Origin of the sequence: [Clostridium] hylemonae DSM 15053 (assembly GCF_008281175.1) — a bacterium.
Classification (GTDB): Bacteria; Bacillota; Clostridia; order Lachnospirales; family Lachnospiraceae; genus Extibacter; species Extibacter hylemonae.
Window position 1 is genome coordinate 2,215,403 of the sequence record NZ_CP036524.1, and the last position, 17,976, is coordinate 2,233,378.

Below are 17,976 nucleotides of genomic sequence, written 5' to 3' on the forward strand. Positions count from 1 at the left end.
CTATGAATATAAAGTTTAACAACAATCGGCAGGCAGACCCGCCTCATTTTTATCTCGGAACACCGGATCACGAACTGCTCTGCCCGCTCAACGGCATACGCGCCGATTCCGTAAATCTTACGCTCAGTCTGAACGATACGTCAGAGCTGTCCTTTACCTGTGACAAATACATTTCCGCACCCGGACAAAAGCAAAGCGGGCAGGTCATGTCCTCCGGATACGACCTGCTCAACGACTTTATGTGTATCTATGCGGAGCGTATCGGGTGGTTCATCATGTCAGCCCCGCAGGTGTCCAATGACGGAGATGAGGAATACAAAAAGGTATCCGCACAGTCCGCAGAGATCGGTCTGACGAACAACGACCTGCTCGGCTTTAAAGTGAACTGTGGAACAACGGACTCCATTGAAATGCTCCCTCCCGACAATGTGGAATACATCGGCGATGTCCCATTTGCAAAAAAACAGGTGACCTTCTGCAACAAGGAGCAGCCGGAACTGAGCCTGCTTCACATGGCGCTCTCATTTGCCGGTATCGAAGGATGGAGCATCGGCTACATCGACGAGACTCCAAAGGTATACCGCTCTTATAAGGACGGACAGCTTGTGGAAAAGGTCGTACAGCTCAAAGATGAGATCGGCACCTTTGACGTAGATTCTAAAAGTGTCTATTCCTTTCTCACACAGGACGTCGAACAATTTTTTGAATGCCTGATCCTCTTTGACACCGAACATATGACCATCAATGCCTGCCGCCCGGAGAATCTCGGTAAAGACACAAACGTGACCATCGGTTTCCGCAATCTTCAGAATTCCAATGATATCTCGGTGGATAAGAACAGCATTTACACCCGCTACCGCGTAGAAGGCGACGATAATCTCGGCATTGAATACGTGAATTTCGGCAGCAATATGATCGAGAATCTCTCCTCTTTTCTCAACGAAAACTATATGAGTGAGACTCTTATAAGCAAATACAACGCATGGCTGTCAGATACCGAATCGAAGAGATATGAATACATGGAACTGAGCCGCCGCTACAACAGCCAGCTCAACGTTATGTCGGAACTGATGGACCGTCTTCCTCTGGACGACTGCTCCACAGAATGGAACAAGTTCAGCGACGATAATCTCCGCAAGGCGAAAGACAATTACGAAGCACAGCTCAAGGGCTATGAGACTTACTACGCAGATGAAAACGGCGACTTTGACGAGGAGAAGCTTCAAAATTCCCCGGATGCCAATGACTACTATCAGATACGCGACGTCATACTGCCAAGCATCTCCATTGAAATCGCAAACCGCGAGCTGCCCACCTCAGAAGGTGAACTGCCCTATATCGACTCTTACAAGACAGACTGGAAGTTATACGGTATCGATGAACTGCTCGTCAACATCGATTTCTACCAGTCGCAGAAGAAGTCTCTTGAAGACGCGCACTACGACATCCCGTACGTGGATTACGAACAGAACTCCGGGGACGACGAAGAGAATTACCCGCCGCACACGAGAGACATGCACGAGGAAATGTATTCGCAATATCTGGATGTCGTCATGCAGCTGGACGAAACGGTCTTCGGCTCCTGTGCCAATGCCCTCGCCGAACGCACGGCGGAGTACGAGGCGGCGGAAGCCGCGGCAGAGACCGTGCAGCAGCAGCGGGCGCTTCTTGCGGCCTCCGTGGATAAGAAGAACTGGAAGGCAGACGGCGCCGAGCCGTTTACCTGGAAGGAACTGCGCACACTCTCCCGCCTTTACAGGGATACGGATTACACGAACAACAATATGTTCCTCACCAGCTCCGACGACCAGGTGACAGCCATCGACGAACAGCTCAAACTGTACGACGCCGCGGTAGAGGACCTGGAGATATCCAGCCAGCCGCAGTACATCTATTCCACAGACCTTGAGAACTTTCTCACCATGTACAGATACAAGCAGTACACTGATCATCTGGAGCTTGGCGACTTCCTCTATCTCGGCACGCAGGACGATTACGTCGTCAAGCTGCGGCTCATTTCCCTGAGCTATAACCCCCTCTCCATGGACAACGACCTGCGCATCGAATTTTCCAATATGGTAAAGACAGGCTCCAGGCGTTACGATACAACCTACCTCCTCGGACTCGGGGGAAATACATCCAAGAACCGTATCTCCGGTTCTGCGGGAGGTTCAGGCAAAAATGAAGGGGTGACGCTCACAGCGGGCCTCATACAGAAGATCCTTTCATCCACGGTATTCAACAACAAAGTGACCAATGCCATCAACCAGCATTTCCAGGCGCTCACCGGACAGATGATCGTCGCAAAGAATCTGGAGGCCGAGATGATACGCGTCTCAGATATCCGTGCGGAAAACGGATTTTTCCAGTATCTGCAGTCGCAGCTCATTGCCGCCGATAAAATCGTATCTGACAGCGCCGTCATAAAACAGCTCGACACACTCGTCGCCAATATAAGAAATGCCATTGTCGGCAGTTCCTCCACGGAGACCGGCATTGTCGTCAATCTCTCCGCGGACAACGCCAGGATCGAGGAGGCCTTTTTAAAAGATGTGGTCGCCCGGTATATTTCCGTAAATGACCTGAAGGCCGGAACGATCAACACGGACCAGATAAATATTCTCTCTGAGGACGGCTCTCTGTCCATCATCGGCAATACCCAGACCTTTAAAGATAAAAATGGAAATGTACGGCTTCAGCTCGGAGAGGACGCAGAAGGCGGCTTCAGCTTTATCGTGTACGACACTTCCGGCACCGGCGTTATCATGGACCAGAACGGGATCCGGGAATCTGCCGTCTCGGACGGTTTGATCAAAAATAATATGATAGCCCCCTCCACGGTAGGCAAAGATAAGATCAACTGGAAGGAGGCGGGCGCCGTCCTTGACAAGGACGGTAATCCGGTATGGAACTCCGCTCAGATCACTTTGAACGGACAGGGGCTTGACATACAGTTTGCTTCTGTCATTGACGACATCTCCCGGCTCGGTACGACGATGGAAGGTGTAGAGACCTCACTGGACGCGGTGGAGAAGTCCATTACCGACAAGGTATGGCGGACGGATATGGTGGAGATCACCGACGAGACCGGCAGCACAGTCAGCAAGTCCATCGTGGACCTGCTCGTCCAGCATAATATAAGCTTAAGCGGCATCACAGACACGGTAAAGGAAATACAGTCTGACACCGGTACACTGACAGAACGGTTCACCAAGGCCGAGCAGGATGCCTCTTCCTTCCGCCAGACCGTCACAGAGACATACGCCACAAAAGAACAGGTCAATACCGCCCAGTCGGAGCTTACACAGCGGGCCGGTGAAATCGAGGCGTCCGTAACGGATCTGAGCGGTAATGTCAGCACACTCACCACAGATATGACCGGGATCACACAGAGAGTACAGGACGCGGAAAAAAATATCACCTCTGTAAAGGCGGCCGCGGACGGAGTACAGACCGAGATCACCAATGCAAAAGGTGACAAGACTACTTTGAAGGAAAAAATAGACGGTATCTCAGCATCCGTAGAGACCGTGGACGGCAAGATCGCGGAAGTGGAACTTACGGCCGACAGGCTGTCGTCAACCGTAGCGCGAAAACAGGACGCTCCTCCCACCGCCATCCGCTATATCCGGGACTGGCTGAACGGCAATTCCGTAAACGCCCTGAACCACTGGGTGGAATGCCAGGTGCTGACGGACAACTCCAATATCGCGTTCAGCCTCACTCCCGAGGCATATGACCAGAACGGCAACCATATAGAGGCCGACAACCTGAAGACATATACCGACGATATTCTTATAACATTTGATGAAAATGAGAACCCGGTGAGCAGCTCTTACATTACGGCTGACTCCGGTAAAAAATGTATGCAGCTTGACCTTGGCGAGGTATATACAGATATCGACAAAATCACAGTCTGGCACTATTATCTGGACGGCAGGATCTACAATCATAAGCTGGAAGTATCGGCAGACGGACACGATTGGCACACGCTTTACGACAGCGATTTTTCCGGCGGATATGCGGAGAAAGAGGAAGGACGTGTCTACTATATCTCCGACAATACCGTTGACTCCAAGCTTTCCAGCATAACCCAGAATATAGACAAGATAAGTCTGGCCGTGGAAGGCACAGGCGATTCTCTCGGTAATCTGTCAGATAACATGGAGTCTCTCTCCGATGACATCCGGAAAAATAAGTCCGAGATACAGGTGGCGTTGGAGGGCATCTTGAACAGGGTCACTTCCGTAGAAGGAAAGACCGCAGAGACAGAACTGACCGCCAACGGCTGGAAAGCGCTGTTCGCGCAGATAGGCATGTATGATTACCCTGATATCGTCACGAACGTGCTCATGTCAGTCAACGGCCTGGAGGTCTCCAATCCGGATACGGGAATGAAGACTGTCATGACAACAGAAGAATTTGCCGGCTACTACAATAACGACGAAATGTTCCGGCTGGAAAAGGACTTGACAAAAACGGAGCGTATAGAAGTGCGCAACGGTATCGATACGACCGCCATCAAAATGGTCCCGAAAACATATACGATCGACGGCGTGACCTTTAACGCTCTGCCCTTCGTCAAATCCGGCGGCACAAGTTAATTATCATCCGAAGGAGGCGTCTGCGGACGTCTCCTTCACAATAAGAAAGGAGAAACTAAAATATGGCAAGTGGTTCATGGAACTTCAGTACAAACAATCAATATATCACCGGCCGCATACGCTGGTCTTCCACCTCAAACGGCTCTAAAGCAAATACTTCCACCGTGACCGCATATCTGGACTATATGAAATCATCCAGCTCAACTGCGGCGACATACGGTACATTCAACGGTGCGATCAGTATAAACGGCTCATCCGGGGCCGTCTCCAAATATATCACCTTAAGCGCCAACAACAGCTGGGTCAATGTAGGGAGCCGGGCAGTCACAGTCGGCCATAATAACGACGGAAGCAAATCCACTACCATCGCTGCAAGCGGCGGTATCAGCGGCACTTCCTTCAGCAGCTCCAGCACCTCCAAAAGCGTAGCCCTCGACAAGATCCCCCGTTACGCAAACATCACAACCTGGAAGAATACGGCAGTGACACAGACGAGCGCCACCTTCCAGTGGGGCGCAGACGCCTCCTGCAGCGCGGTCTACTATATGATAGGAAATGGCTCGTGGGCCGCAACGTCCGGCTCCACTTTCACGATAAACAATCTGGCACCCAACACTTCCTACTCCGTAAAGCTGAAGGTAAGACGTTCTGACTCCGGCCTTGAGACGACGTCCGGCGCTATCACAGTAAAGACCAAACCAATCGCGTCCATCTCCAACAGCAGCCTCAGCTTTGACATAGGCGGGGATCTGGAACTGACGCTCGCCAACTACGCTCTGAATGCATCCACATTCAAATTCAATGTAGAGCGCGACGACGGCACATGGACAACCAGCCTGCTCGAAGCCAGCTCAGATCAAAACATTCCCGGTATTACACTTCCCCTCTCCGGCATAACTGACGCTCTATACAGCTGCTGCGCGACGAAAAATGAAATGAATTTTAAAATATCGTGCGGCACGACAATAAACGGCACCTTTTATGAAAACATTTCTTATGGTACAGCCCGCGTCACAGACAGTGATCCGGTCTTTACCGATTACTCGCACGGCAACACCGATACCGCCACATCTTCCGTTCTGCAAAATGCAGCTTACCTCATCCAGAATTACGGAAACATGCAGGCTCAGATATCTGCCGCCAACCGGGCGGTTCCGAAAAACCATGCCGCCGTAACCGAATACATAGTCGAAGTCACGGATTCAAAAGACGAAGTCAAAAAGCAGCTCAATGCTGAATATTCAGACAGCGAAGTGCTCATAAACCTGGGCACACTGTCCGAACCCGGGGACTATAACATCAGGATCTATGCCCGGGATTCCAGGGGAAACATTTCCGGCACCGTAACAAAGACATTCTACGTTCTGCCATACAGCCGGCCTGCATCAAAGGTTGCTCTGGCAAGAATCAATGAATTTGAAAAAGAAATAACCATTGATTTTTCATCCGTATACTCCAGGCTTAAAATCGGAACTGCCAGCAAAAACAATGCATTCGCCGTAAAGTACCGCTATGCAGAAGTCGGAACATCATATGAAAGCACTTATACCACAATCACAGGGATAACCAGCGCAGACATCCCCGGCTCCCCCAACGAACTTAAGGCCACCTACCTAAAAGACTCCGGGGACGACCCGTTTATCACACTGGATATTGAAAAATCATATAACTTTGAGTTTGTAGTCTCCGACAGAATCACAACAACGACAGAAACTACGATGGTCGACAAGGGAATACCTATCTTTATGCCTTGCGATAACGGAAAAGTCACTGTCGGCATGCTGCCGGATTTTGACAGCAGCGCGGATTTTCAGGTTGGGACAGATATTATGGCTACAGATTCAGACGGGACACAGCGGCTGATCCTGGATGAGATTAAAAAGACAAATACCGATTTAGACAATAAATTTAATGAATTAAATCACAATTTAGGGTTTGAATATGGTGTTGATGACAATAGATATTATAAAAAATATAACAATGGTCTTTTGGAAATGTGGGGAAGCGTCGTAATTGATAAATCATCGGGATATGGAACCATCACATTTCCTATGGATTATGCTAATAAAGCGTTCAGAGTTTTTGCTACTCAATGTTATAATTCATCAGCAGTACCGGTTATGATTTGCAGCGCTCAGCAACAGTCAACCTCAACCTGCATTATCTATGGACGAACTCATGATGGGAAAACACCTTCAGTAAACACCACCGTTTGGTGGAATTCAATAGGGTATTGGAAAGTTTGATTACAGTTTTGGAATATATGTAACCTCAATATTATCAACTTTACCAGTCACAACAGAAAAGTCAGTGACTGTACGTATTTTTATAATCCATGTAAGACTGTTTGAGGAGACATATGGTATTGCAACCATCCCATCTTTTTTGGCTGCAATCACAGTATAATTTTTTGAATCTATTTTCGTATCTACATTACCGTATCCGCTGCCATCACCGCTTATAATAATTGTCGTTGGTAAATTGTGATTTAATTCAGCATTTTTCTTATATTTAATATAATTAAATATCACGAATATGAGCACACAAAAAACACCGGACACCGCCCAGTGTAAATGAAGTGATTCATTTTCGTTTATTAAGCACTCAAATATTTTTGATGATGATATTTGACGCCAGCCTGGTCAACACTGCAGTATACCATAGTGGTCTCCAACTTTGCGTGTCCAAGCAGTTGGGCTACTTCCTGTACTGGCATACCTCTATTCAGGGCATTTGTTGCGGCCGTCCTCCGGAATCTATGTGGGTACGCCCTTTCTACTCCAGCTATCTGACCGGTGCGCCGGATAATATCCTCTATCCCTGTCTTTCCTAGACGACCATGTGGTTTCTTCAAAGATACAAATAATGCCTGATTACTGTCTGTCCGGCTTTCAAGGTATTCTTTCATATACATATTTGTACGATCATTAAGATATACTGTCCTTTCTTTATTACCTTTTCCCATCACAATTAAGTCCTTGCTAACAAAATGCACATCTTCACGGTTAAGAGCTGCCAACTCACTTACTCTAACAGCCGTAGAGTAAAAGAACTCCATCATAGCCTTATCCCGGAGTGTTTTACAGCTACGCAGGAGTAGTTCCCGCTCTTCATCTGTGTAGGGTTTACGTATTTTCTGTTCTACCTTTATAGCTTCTACAAGAGCCATAGGATTTTTCCGGATCCTGTCCCGATCCCGAAGCCATATAAAAAAACTGCTATATACGGCCCTAACATTCTTGAGCGTTTGGTTGGTCACCTGTCGAATCGCCTTATACGTTCGCATATAGCCGGATATGTTGCCATCTGTTATATCTTTTACATTTTTATTGATATAAGACAACAACCTATATAGTTCATATCTATAACGTTTAACCGTGCCTGGAGACTTTCCTTCAAGTGCTTTCGACATGAGAAATTCTTCAAGGTCAACCAACCAACTCCTGTCAGTCACTCTAAGTTCCTGTTTTTCTTGAGTAATACTACAATTTGACAGCACTACCTGTAATACTACCTGCAATTCTTTTAATTGTCCCTCCTGAAGACTGTCCTGCATACGCCGCAACACCTCCATAATCTTTTGTTCCATTCGCCACACTCCTTTTTGTTTTTATCATAACAAAAAATAGTGCACTAGACTGAATTAAATCACAATTTAAGTGATTCTGGTTGGGTCACTCCAAATCTGCCGGCTGGCTATAAAAATAGGGCGACCATATACTGCAAAAAAAATGGGACAGTAAACGTAAAGATAGCAGTTACCGCTACAAGTAGCGTGACATCACATATGCTATTTACACTTCCTGAAGACATGCGTCCCTTGAATACAGTATATGGAATTGTTGTTAATGGAACCTCTAAAGCTATATATATGGCAATAGTTTTGCCAAATGGTAACGTCTTGTTACAAGACCTCGTAGGCAATATATACAAACCCACATCCGGTGACATCAACGGGTATTTTGTCTTTACTCCATAAACTATAATTTTGCAGCTCCAATGGCAAGCCAAGTAAAAGTTGACGTATAACTGCTAGTCGTTCTGACCATATAGACTCCAAAACTGGTAGTTGTCCTAGCGTCGTTTGATGCGGCGTCTGTTATTGAGCTTTTTGTTACTAAACTGGCATTACGTATCCAACTATGAGTCACAAAATAGGAAGTATTCCCAAATTCTTCCTTTAATTTTATAGTTGTTACCGCATTTGTGTTTGCTGTTGAGTATGATCCCCATTGTAGTAGTGTATTTCCTAATCGAATCACTCCATTTTGTGTTACATCTAAGTTGTGATTTAATTCAGCAAAGTTTACATATCGGACATGGTGCAAAAAAACAGGGACCAGTCAGACGATGGACCATTTCGCAACGACTTCAAGTATTATTTTATACCATTAACAACCATTATTTGTAACACGAATCTTCCAACCATAAATTCTTCTTCAATCAATAACTTTTACCGAAAGGAATGGTGCAATGAACATATTAAAGTACCTTATGGGAATCAGTCCTCCCCTTACTTTCTCCTCCTTTTTCATATATCTGCTCGGGCTGATTTTTTTATGTAAAGAACTTTTTTTAGCCGCAGACTGGCTTTTGAATTATTTTGGGATCACTTCAAGGAGGGTGATCAAACGAGAACAGGACAGAAAACAAATATCCAATATTAATTACCGTCTGGATGCACAGGCAGAAAATATTATCAAGCTCTGTGCCGCGAACCGGGTCATTCTGTCTGACAGAATCAATCAGAAATATAAAGTCTATCTCAGCAAAGGCTATATCCCGGAAGACGAATATGAGGAATTTGTAACACTCCACAAAGTATATAACGAAATTGGCGGTAATCATACCGGGGATGAGAAATTCAGAAAATGTATCAAACAGCTTCCGATCAAGCCGGAAGACACACAGACCAACACATATAAGGAGTGATAATATGAACATAAATATTAAAGAAACCAACTTATCCTTCGGCTCACTGAGCCGGAGGAGCACTACAACGCGTATTATACTGCATCACGCCGAGGCTTCCTCCTGCGATGCATCAGTCATCCATAATTGGCATAAAGCCAATGGCTGGGCCGGTATCGGCTACCATTTTGTCGTGAGAAAGAATGGTCTTATCGAGAGAGGCCGACCCGAATGGGCAGTCGGCACCCATGCATCCGGCAGCAATTCCAATTCTCTGGGCGTCTGTTTTGAAGGCGCTTATATGAAAGAGACAATGCCGGCCGCACAAAAAAATGCCGGTAAAGACCTGGTTGCATACCTCAAAAGAAAGTATGGCATTACAAAAGTTCAGAGACACAGTGACGTTTGTGCAACTTCATGTCCCGGCATAAATTTCCCGTTTTCGGAAATCGCGGGTGCGTCTGTCTCCGGTACTGTCACTGTTTCCTCTGCCGGGCAAAGCGCGGGGCAAAATTCCAGTTCCTCCTGGATATCCCGCCTGCAGAGTGAATGCAACCGCCAGGGGTTCAGCCGCCAGGCGGTGGACGGAATCGCCGGACGAAATACGCTCGCCGGCTGTCCGATGCTCTCTCCGGGGGCGTCCGGGGGTATCACAAAGCTTTTGCAGGAAAAGTTGATTTCTCTCGGATATTCCTGTGGTTCCTCCGGAGCTGACGGAATACTCGGACAAGACACACAGCGGGCCGTTAAAGCATACCAGAAAGACCACGGGCTCGCCGCAGATGGCATTGTCGGCCCTGCAACATGGAAAAAGCTGCTGGATCTTTAATGGAGACAGAACCCAATCGGCTTTTGGGGACAGGCCCCGGCAGCTATTTACTCTGCAAAACTGATGACTTTTTTATGAGTATGTGCTATTATTGATTCTAAATAATTTCACAGTATGGGCCGGAAACCTGGTTGCAGCTTCCCGGCTCTTTCAATTTCCCGGCGGCAATCTCCGCTTTGACGGAGACAGCGGAACCGGAGCAAATTTAAGGATGGTATAAAAGTATGAAGCGTATTTTCTTAGTTGAAGATGATCTGAGTTTAATCAATGGTTTATCTTTTGCCCTCAAAAAGCAGGGATACGAAACAGATATTGCCCGTACGAGCCTTGAGGCGCAGAATCTGTGGGGAAATGAGGACTATGATCTAGTTATCTTAGATGTGTCGCTCCCCGACGGCTCTGGTTATGAACTATGTAAAATAATCCGCAGAACATCGAAAGTCCCCATCATATTCCTGACGGCGGCAGATGAAGAAACGGATATTATAATGGGGCTTGATATCGGCGGCGACGATTACATCACTAAGCCTTTTAAGTTAGCTATACTTCTCTCCCGGATAAATGCCCTCCTCCGCAGAAGTGATAATTTTAATGAGACTACTACAGAACTGAATTCTAACGGTATCAAAGTAAAGCTTCTGAAGGGAGAAGTCTATAAGAATGAATCACAACTTGACTTAACTGCAAGCGAGTATAAATTACTCTGTTTATTTATGGAAAACCCGGACATTGTTCTCTCCCCGGAACAGATACTGAGTAAGCTCTGGGATTGTGACGAAAAATATATAGACAGCAGCACCCTTACTGTATATATCCGGAGACTTCGCACAAAAATCGAAGACACCCCCGGACAGCCGCAGAAAATACTGACGGTACGGGGTATGGGATATAAATGGAATGCTGCTGATCGAGGTGCGCTATGAAAATACTCGTAAATAGAAAGGTCAAACTACTCTTCTGCCTTGTAATACTGTCCATAATTCTGTCTTCCCTGCTCTCTATTGTCTTTATAAGACTGAACCCGGAACATGCAGCGTTATATGTACTGGCGTCTTTTCTGTGCGCAGGGATCCTTATATTGGCAGTTACGTATCTGTATTTTAAGGAACAGAACAGTATTATGGAAAATGCTGTAGAGCAGATCAAAGAATATATTTCAGGAAATCAAAACGCGCGCATCGAGTGTGACGATGAAGGCGAACTATACAGGCTGTTCCATGAAGTGAATTCTTTAGTCTCCATTTTGAACGCTCACGCCGAAAACGAGGAAAAGGCTAAAAAGTTTTTAAAAGACACCATATCGGATATCTCCCACCAGCTAAAAACTCCCCTTGCCGCTCTCAGTGTTTATAATGGAATTATGCAGGAAGAAGCAAAGGATCTGCCGGCTGTGAGGGAATTTACTGTCCTTTCCGAACAGGAACTGGACCGTATTGAAATACTCGTGCAGAACCTCCTGAAAATAACGAAGCTTGACGCGGGGACGATCGTGATAGAAAAAACGGATGAAAATATGTCGGAAATGATGGGAAGCATAGAAAGACACTTTTTGTATCGTGCCGGACAGGAGGGGAAAAACTTCTGTCTTTGCGGCGATGATACAGTCATGCTGTCGTGTGACCGCAGCTGGATGCTTGAAGCGCTCAGCAACATTGTCAAAAATGCCTTTGACCATACGGAACAAGGTGATACTGTCTCGATCGAATGGAAGCAGTTTGCTTCCGCTGTACAGATCACGGTTAAAGATAACGGAAGCGGTATCCACCCGGAGGATCTATACTATATTTTCAAAAGATTTTACCGCAGCCGTTTTTCAAAAGACAGACAGGGCCTTGGACTTGGACTTTCACTTGCAAAGGCTGTCATTGAAGCACATGGAGGGACGATAGAAGTTGACAGTGAACTTGGCGCCGGAACGACTTTTACCGTCAGTTTTTTAATTCCTACAAAATTGTAGGCTGTATGTCATCTTACAGTAGTGTGGGCGTGATAATCTTTCTATACCAACAAAGAAAGAGGTGCTTATTTATGGATCTGTTAGAAGTTAGATCGATCTCCAAAACTTACGGCAGCGGTGAGGCCGCTGTCCACGCGTTAAAAAACGTTACCTTCTCTGTTTCAAAAGGGGAATTTGTTGCCGTCGTCGGCGAGTCCGGCTCTGGGAAAAGTACACTTTTGAATATGATAGGTGCGCTCGATACCCCAACCCACGGCAGGATATTTATTGACAGCAAAGATACTTTTGCAATGAAAGAAAGCAGCTTGACAGTCTTCCGGCGCAGAAATATTGGATTTATTTTTCAAAACTTTAACCTGATACCGGAGCTCTCTGTCGAGCAGAACATCGTATTTCCTCTGTTGCTTGATTATCAGAAACCTCGTAAAAAACAGCTGGAAGAATTACTCTCGGTATTAAATCTGAAAGAACGGCGCCACCATCTGCCCAGCCAATTATCCGGCGGACAGCAGCAGCGTGTGGCGATAGGCCGCGCGCTCATCACAAGGCCGGCGCTTATCCTCGCAGACGAGCCGACGGGGAATCTGGACAGTCAAAACAGCCGCGAAGTAATTGCGCTGCTAAAAGAAGCGGCAAAGAATTATGAACAGACGATCATAATGATCACTCACAGCCGGAGTATTGCGCAGACAGCCGACCGGATACTGCAGGTATACGACGGTGTACTGACCGACCTTGGGAGGTGCCGCGAATGAAAAGCTATCTCAGCCTGATCCCGATTTCTGCCAAAGTGCACAGACGGCAAAACCGGATGACATTGTTATGTATCATCTTCGCCGTATTTTTGGTAACAGCTGTTTTCAGTATGGCAGAGATGGGCGTTAGAATGGAACAGACAAGACTGATGGACAAACATGATAATCTTTCGCTTCATGACTTGGCCGGCAGCGCAATGGGACAGTCTCTCTATCTCATAGCCGCGGTATTATTCGTGCTCATCCTGACGGCGGGTGTTCTGATGATCTCAAGCAGTATAAACACCAATGTAGCCCAAAGGACCAACTTTTTTGGAATGATGCGCTGTATCGGAATGAGCAAGCGGCAAATTGTACGTTTTGTAAGGCTGGAAGCGCTTAACTGGTGCAAGATCGCGGTTCCCGCAGGCGTTGTACTGGGAATGGTAACCACATGGGGATTGTGTGCCGCGCTGCGGCTCCTTGTGGGCGGGGAATTTTCCCATATCCCTCTCTTTGGCATCAGCATAACCGGCATTGCCGGCGGAATTGCCGTGGGCATTGTTACGGTATTGATCGCTGCAAGATCCCCGGCAAAACGGGCGGCAAAAGTATCTCCTGCCGCAGCAGTTTCAGGAAATACAGAAAGTACGGGAAATGTACGCAATGCAGTCAATACACGTGTTGGAAGGATCGAGACGGCCCTTGGCGTCCACCACGCAGTATCGGCAAAGAAAAACCTCATACTTATGACAGGCTCCTTTGCTCTCAGCATTATTCTCTTTTTATGTTTCTCCGTTCTGATAGATTTTATCGGATACCTTATGCCCCAGTCCTCCGCCACTTCTGATATCAATATATCAAGTGAGAGCAGTTCACGCTTGATAGACAGCAGACTTATAGGCAGATTTAAAGGTATGGAAGGTGTAAAACAAGTATATGGCCGAAGAAGCAGCTTTGATGTTCCGGCAAAAATAAATAACGGTAAGATACGTTCCAATAAGATCGATATTATTTCTTATGATGATTTTGATCTGGATTGCCTTACAAAAGATGATGTGCTGAAAAAGGGCAGTGATATTTCTAAAGTGTACGGAAACAGCAATTATGTACTTGCCACCTGGGATAAAGACAGTCCCCTGAAAATTGGCGATAAGATACAGACAGGCGGTGAACAGCTGGAGATCGCCGGTTTCTTAAACTATGATCCTTTTAACAGCGACGGCACTACAAACGGGAAAATAACGATCATCACTTCCGGAGATACTTATATACGGCTTACCGGAGTATCGGATTATTCGCTTGTTATGATACAGACAACAAACGATGCAACCAATAAAGATGTGGAAGCGATCCGGCAGGCGGCGGGCAGCGGTTACACATTCAGCGACAGGCGCAGTGAGCGCACGACAGGCACATATATGGCATTTGTCTTCTGTGTCTATGGTTTTCTGGCGATCATCGCACTGGTCACGGTCCTGAATATCATCAACAGCATTTCTATGAGTGTGTCTGCGAGAATAAAGCAATACGGAGCGATGCGGGCCGTTGGAATGGATGAGCGCCAGATCACAAAAATGATAGCTGCCGAAGCGCTTACTTATGCCCTGTCCGGCTGTATTGTCGGATGTACAGCCGGTCTGCTGCTCAGTAAACTGCTGTATGACACTCTCATTGCCGCTCATTTCAGCTACGCTGTATGGAATGTGCCAGTCACACTTCTGCTCATGATACTTTTGTTTGTCTTTCTTGCAGCTTTTGCTGCAATTTATGCCCCGGCAAAACGGATAAGGAACATCTCCGTAACAGAAACCATTAATGAATTATAGACAGGCATATTGTCTCATGCCTGCAAAACGGCGGCTTTCGCTTCTAAGCCGCCGTTTTATCATTCTGCCGCCCGCTTTCTTATCCGGCCTCCATCAGCACTCTTGCCAGCCTGGCATCGCGGTCTTCCCTGTAATATATATCATATCGTTCCAGCAGATCATCCTGATAGCATCTTATCTCCGTACTTGTCCGCACGATCTCCAGCAGGCGCCGCCTGTTTATCAGCTCTGCGTCCCCTGTATCTATTTCCATATCTGCAATGCACAAAGGCCTGCATTGACCTACCATATCGACAAATGTCTTTGATGAAACGACCTTATACATACCATCCTCCACAATGAAAAGAGCGCGGTTCTATATCTGGTTTAAATATGACTGGAAGGAACGGATAAATTTTCTCATATCCATATTCCATCCTGAGTCTTCAAAGTATCTGCCGTAAGACTGATTCTCCCTGACCCCTTCCTTATCCGTACCCAGCTTCAGACTGCGGATATCTGTGCCGTCCGCAAGAACCTCGTAATAAATTCTGTTGAAATATCCGCTGCGCTCAATTGAAGTTTTTGAGATCCGCTTTTCCCCAAGGATCTTCTTCATTTCTTCTAAAAGATATACAAACTTCCTCTGTACTTTGGAGTAGGATACAGTCTCGTTGTTCCGTATCTTCCAGACCGAGTCCGGATAAAGCGAAGAGACGTAATGGACTGTTTTTTCATTCCTGATTTTCTTCACTTCTGCTGTGGCAAGAAGCATTCCGGCAAGTTCCGGTGATAAGATTCTCTCTGTGCCGTCCGGCAGCTGGGTGAGCCCGCCCTGCCTTCCGATATGGCTGCTCCTGAGATTGACAAGGTTATAGAATCCTTTTCCTGAGATTCCTTCATAAATACTGGCAAATACGGACGCAATATACACTCCGTAGCCGGAATCGAGCAGGCGCTCTAAATATTGTGTGTACAACTCTGCTGATATATAGAACTCCTCCTTGGCCGCCAGAAAAATATCCTTCAGTTCCCTGTTCGGCACAACCTTGACAGAGATCCAGTTAAACGCCGCATATCCCTTTATTACGCACCATTCCACGTAATTGGAAAGCTGCCGCCTCTTGTCTTCAAACGTCCGGTAACCGTCATACCGGATGAGGAAGTGAAGCAGCTCTGACGTCCCCATCTCACACAGATCTTGACCGAGCTCTTCCTCATATGCTCCCGAATCCTGGAACAAATGCCTCAGGTAATCCTGCTTCTTATACTCCAAATACTCTTTTTTTCTTTCTTCATTATACATAGACCTTACACCTCTATGTGACAGCATAGCATACAGGAAGAATCAACGTCAATTTCATTTCCCAATGTTATTACAAAAGACATTACCCCCGGCGGCAGAGACATGGACCTCTCCTGCCGTCCGGGGGTAAAATAGGATGCGCGTCTATGTTCTGTATTTTTATTATAGAACATATGTTCCCACAAGTCAATTGTATATAACTCACAATATTTGTCCGCATGAAACGAAACCGCGGTAATTACTAAGAAAAAGATAAGGTTTTCTTTCGTCCCTCTGATTTTTTATATGGTATTATAATACTAACTTTTAAGGAGGCCGCTGTTATGACAAAAAGACGCTTCATTCCCATAATCGTGCTTGGCTTAACCTTTTTCCTTCGCTCAACTTCATACGCTGACTCCTCCTGGTATTGGATATCCACGACGCGCCCTTACGATGTCCTCCCTTATGTGGCGGCAGTCACGCTTGCCGTCGAGACTCTGGCCGTCAACTGGATCTGCCGCATACATCGCCCTCTGAAGGTTTTCCTTGTCATGCTTCTGGGCAACCTCATTTCTTTCAGCCTTCCCTATATAGGGGCTTCTTTTGATCCCGTGTTTCATATTCCGGGACATCCCTGGCATTCCGTTTCGATGTACGCGGAGTCTCTGCCTTTTTATACGGTGGGAGCATTCTATCTGCTGCTCACCATTGCCGCGGAACTGCCTGTTGAGTACTGCATGCTCCGTAGATCCGCGCCGGATTCCAGAAGACTGCTGTATACGATCGTCGGCGCCAATACCGCGACCACCATATTTGTGGCTGTAACAGAGCGTCTTTTCTGCCGCGGGCACTGGTGATCCAGCCGCTTTGACACCGGATCAGATCTTATTTACCGCAGCGCTCAGATATTCGTTGCTCACTTCGGCAAATTTCTCATTTTCCACTGCCCCGGCAAGTTCTGCGTCTACAGGCATCTTGCCGAGCACCGGAATGTCAAGCTCCGCCGCTATCTCATCAATATGGCTCTCGCCGAACACGGAGATTTTCTTTCCACAGTCCGGGCAGGTCAGATAACTGTAATTCTCAACGATCCCAAGTACCGGAATGTTCATCTGGCGCGCCATGTTATAAGCCTTCTTCACGATCATCTGCACCAGATCCTGCGGTGACGTGACGATCACCACCCCGTTCACCGGCAGTGACTGAAATACCGTGAGCGGCACATCGCCTGTTCCCGGCGGCATATCTACGAAGAGATAATCCAGTTCTCCCCACATGACGTCAGACCAGAACTGCGTCACAACACCTGCGATGACGGGGCCTCTCCATATAACCGGATCAGATTCATTTTCCAGCAGGAGATTGACGGACATGATCCTCGTGCCGTCTTTTGCTTCGCACGGAAACATACCTTCATCACTTCCCTTGGCACTCTCGTGTAATCCGTACATCTTTGGGATCGACGGGCCGGTGATATCCGCGTCCAGGATCCCCACTGAGAAGCCCTGCTCTCTCATCATCCTTGCCAGAGAGGCAGTCACCATGGACTTCCCCACACCTCCCTTGCCGCTCACTACGGCGATGACCTTCTTAACGTGTGAAAATGGATTTGCCGGCGCGCTTAGATCCTGCGGTTTGCTGCTGCAGGAATCTGCATGCGCGCAGCCGGCACAGTCTGACGGCGCACAGCCGTTTTGTTGTTCTGCCATAATATATTTCCTTCTTTCCATATTTGATTTGGGGTCAGACCCCTCCTGCGAAAGGGGTCTGACCCCATTCGTAAAACCCCATCCGCACATGATAATGGGGACAGACCTTTCCGGGGTCAGTCCCCTTTTATGCTTA

Annotated in this window: 15 protein-coding genes; 9 read left to right on the forward strand and 6 right to left on the reverse strand. The window is 47.0% G+C overall.

Annotated elements, in window-relative coordinates; genetic code table 11:
* Window positions 1–2 precede the first annotated feature (2 nt).
* Together LAJLEIBI_RS10295 and LAJLEIBI_RS10300 are read left to right on the forward strand one after the other, a co-directional pair.
* The gene (locus tag LAJLEIBI_RS10295) at window positions 3–4,604 is read left to right on the forward strand and encodes a discoidin domain-containing protein (protein ID WP_006441776.1); all 4,602 of its coding nucleotides are present in this window, start codon (window positions 3–5) and stop codon (window positions 4,602–4,604) included.
* Window positions 4,605–4,666: 62 nt separating this feature from the next.
* Window positions 4,667–6,850 (forward strand): DUF859 family phage minor structural protein, encoded by a 2,184-nt coding sequence (locus LAJLEIBI_RS10300; RefSeq protein WP_149301917.1) that lies wholly within the window; start codon window positions 4,667–4,669, stop codon window positions 6,848–6,850.
* Here LAJLEIBI_RS10300 and LAJLEIBI_RS10305 read toward each other — a convergent pair whose 3' ends face one another.
* The 3 genes from LAJLEIBI_RS10305 to LAJLEIBI_RS19910 all read right to left on the reverse strand — a co-directional run bounded on the left by LAJLEIBI_RS10305 (window position 6,851) and on the right by LAJLEIBI_RS19910 (window position 8,866).
* Window positions 6,851–7,135, reverse strand: a complete 285-nt coding sequence (locus LAJLEIBI_RS10305; RefSeq protein WP_149301918.1) for a hypothetical protein — start codon at window positions 7,133–7,135, stop codon at window positions 6,851–6,853.
* A 65-nt stretch (window positions 7,136–7,200) separates the two neighbouring features.
* Window positions 7,201–8,193: a tyrosine-type recombinase/integrase gene (locus LAJLEIBI_RS10310; RefSeq protein ID WP_006441780.1), complete on the reverse strand. Its 993-nt coding sequence runs from the start codon at window positions 8,191–8,193 to the stop codon at window positions 7,201–7,203.
* Window positions 8,194–8,584: 391 nt separating this feature from the next.
* Window positions 8,585–8,866, reverse strand: coding sequence for a gp53-like domain-containing protein (locus LAJLEIBI_RS19910; RefSeq protein WP_465244890.1), 282 nt, complete (start codon window positions 8,864–8,866; stop codon window positions 8,585–8,587).
* Window positions 8,867–9,077: 211 nt separating this feature from the next.
* Between LAJLEIBI_RS19910 and LAJLEIBI_RS10315 the strand changes: the two genes are divergently transcribed.
* From LAJLEIBI_RS10315 to LAJLEIBI_RS10340, 6 genes are all read left to right on the forward strand, one after another.
* Complete coding sequence (locus tag LAJLEIBI_RS10315; RefSeq protein ID WP_006441781.1) at window positions 9,078–9,536, forward strand: hypothetical protein; 459 nt, start codon at window positions 9,078–9,080, stop codon at window positions 9,534–9,536.
* A 4-nt stretch (window positions 9,537–9,540) separates the two neighbouring features.
* Window positions 9,541–10,344 (forward strand): peptidoglycan recognition protein family protein, encoded by an 804-nt coding sequence (locus tag LAJLEIBI_RS10320; RefSeq protein WP_006441782.1) that lies wholly within the window; start codon window positions 9,541–9,543, stop codon window positions 10,342–10,344.
* A gap of 224 nt (window positions 10,345–10,568) precedes the next feature.
* A complete protein-coding gene (locus LAJLEIBI_RS10325) occupies window positions 10,569–11,267 on the forward strand; it encodes a response regulator transcription factor (RefSeq protein WP_006441784.1) in 699 nt (232 codons plus the stop codon).
* Window positions 11,264–12,301 carry a sensor histidine kinase gene (locus LAJLEIBI_RS10330; protein ID WP_006441785.1) on the forward strand — a complete coding sequence of 346 codons (1,038 nt, stop codon included), beginning with the start codon at window positions 11,264–11,266 and terminating at the stop codon, window positions 12,299–12,301. Before LAJLEIBI_RS10325 ends, LAJLEIBI_RS10330 begins: the two co-directional genes overlap by 4 nt.
* A gap of 71 nt (window positions 12,302–12,372) precedes the next feature.
* A complete protein-coding gene (locus LAJLEIBI_RS10335) occupies window positions 12,373–13,056 on the forward strand; it encodes an ABC transporter ATP-binding protein (protein WP_006441786.1) in 684 nt (227 codons plus the stop codon).
* On the forward strand, window positions 13,053–14,864 hold the full coding sequence (locus tag LAJLEIBI_RS10340) for an ABC transporter permease (protein WP_006441787.1): 1,812 nt from the start codon (window positions 13,053–13,055) through the stop codon (window positions 14,862–14,864). The genes LAJLEIBI_RS10335 and LAJLEIBI_RS10340 overlap by 4 nt, the downstream gene beginning before the upstream one ends.
* 79 nt (window positions 14,865–14,943) lie before the next feature.
* Here LAJLEIBI_RS10340 and LAJLEIBI_RS10345 read toward each other — a convergent pair whose 3' ends face one another.
* Together LAJLEIBI_RS10345 and LAJLEIBI_RS10350 are read right to left on the reverse strand one after the other, a co-directional pair.
* Window positions 14,944–15,189 carry a hypothetical protein gene (locus tag LAJLEIBI_RS10345; protein WP_006441788.1) on the reverse strand — a complete coding sequence of 82 codons (246 nt, stop codon included), beginning with the start codon at window positions 15,187–15,189 and terminating at the stop codon, window positions 14,944–14,946.
* A 30-nt stretch (window positions 15,190–15,219) separates the two neighbouring features.
* Complete coding sequence (locus tag LAJLEIBI_RS10350) at window positions 15,220–16,149, reverse strand: phage lytic cycle repressor MrpR family protein (protein ID WP_006441789.1); 930 nt, start codon at window positions 16,147–16,149, stop codon at window positions 15,220–15,222.
* Between the two features lie 323 nt (window positions 16,150–16,472).
* Here LAJLEIBI_RS10350 and LAJLEIBI_RS10355 point away from each other — a divergent pair, with 323 nt between their 5' ends.
* Entirely contained in the window at window positions 16,473–16,988 is a 516-nt protein-coding gene (locus tag LAJLEIBI_RS10355; RefSeq protein ID WP_006441791.1) for a hypothetical protein, read from the forward strand.
* Window positions 16,989–17,009: 21 nt separating this feature from the next.
* Here the strand turns inward: LAJLEIBI_RS10355 and LAJLEIBI_RS10360 are convergent, their stop codons facing one another.
* Window positions 17,010–17,840 carry an Mrp/NBP35 family ATP-binding protein gene (locus tag LAJLEIBI_RS10360; protein ID WP_138262085.1) on the reverse strand — a complete coding sequence of 277 codons (831 nt, stop codon included), beginning with the start codon at window positions 17,838–17,840 and terminating at the stop codon, window positions 17,010–17,012.
* Window positions 17,841–17,976 lie beyond the last annotated feature (136 nt).

Excerpts from the sequence above, each read along its gene's own strand:
- LAJLEIBI_RS10295 (WP_006441776.1), top strand. The coding sequence starts at position 3 with ATGAATATAAAGTTTAACAACAATCGGCAGGCAGACCCGCCTCATTTT.
- LAJLEIBI_RS10300 (WP_149301917.1), top strand. The coding sequence starts at position 4,667 with ATGGCAAGTGGTTCATGGAACTTCAGTACAAACAATCAATATATCACC.
- LAJLEIBI_RS10310 (WP_006441780.1), bottom strand. The coding sequence starts at position 8,193 with ATGGAACAAAAGATTATGGAGGTGTTGCGGCGTATGCAGGACAGTCTT.
- LAJLEIBI_RS10315 (WP_006441781.1), top strand. The coding sequence starts at position 9,078 with ATGAACATATTAAAGTACCTTATGGGAATCAGTCCTCCCCTTACTTTC.
- LAJLEIBI_RS10320 (WP_006441782.1), top strand. The coding sequence starts at position 9,541 with ATGAACATAAATATTAAAGAAACCAACTTATCCTTCGGCTCACTGAGC.
- LAJLEIBI_RS10325 (WP_006441784.1), top strand. The coding sequence starts at position 10,569 with ATGAAGCGTATTTTCTTAGTTGAAGATGATCTGAGTTTAATCAATGGT.
- LAJLEIBI_RS10330 (WP_006441785.1), top strand. The coding sequence starts at position 11,264 with ATGAAAATACTCGTAAATAGAAAGGTCAAACTACTCTTCTGCCTTGTA.
- LAJLEIBI_RS10335 (WP_006441786.1), top strand. The coding sequence starts at position 12,373 with ATGGATCTGTTAGAAGTTAGATCGATCTCCAAAACTTACGGCAGCGGT.
- LAJLEIBI_RS10340 (WP_006441787.1), top strand. The coding sequence starts at position 13,053 with ATGAAAAGCTATCTCAGCCTGATCCCGATTTCTGCCAAAGTGCACAGA.
- LAJLEIBI_RS10345 (WP_006441788.1), bottom strand. The coding sequence starts at position 15,189 with ATGTATAAGGTCGTTTCATCAAAGACATTTGTCGATATGGTAGGTCAA.
- LAJLEIBI_RS10350 (WP_006441789.1), bottom strand. The coding sequence starts at position 16,149 with ATGTATAATGAAGAAAGAAAAAAAGAGTATTTGGAGTATAAGAAGCAG.
- LAJLEIBI_RS10355 (WP_006441791.1), top strand. The coding sequence starts at position 16,473 with ATGACAAAAAGACGCTTCATTCCCATAATCGTGCTTGGCTTAACCTTT.
- LAJLEIBI_RS10360 (WP_138262085.1), bottom strand. The coding sequence starts at position 17,840 with ATGGCAGAACAACAAAACGGCTGTGCGCCGTCAGACTGTGCCGGCTGC.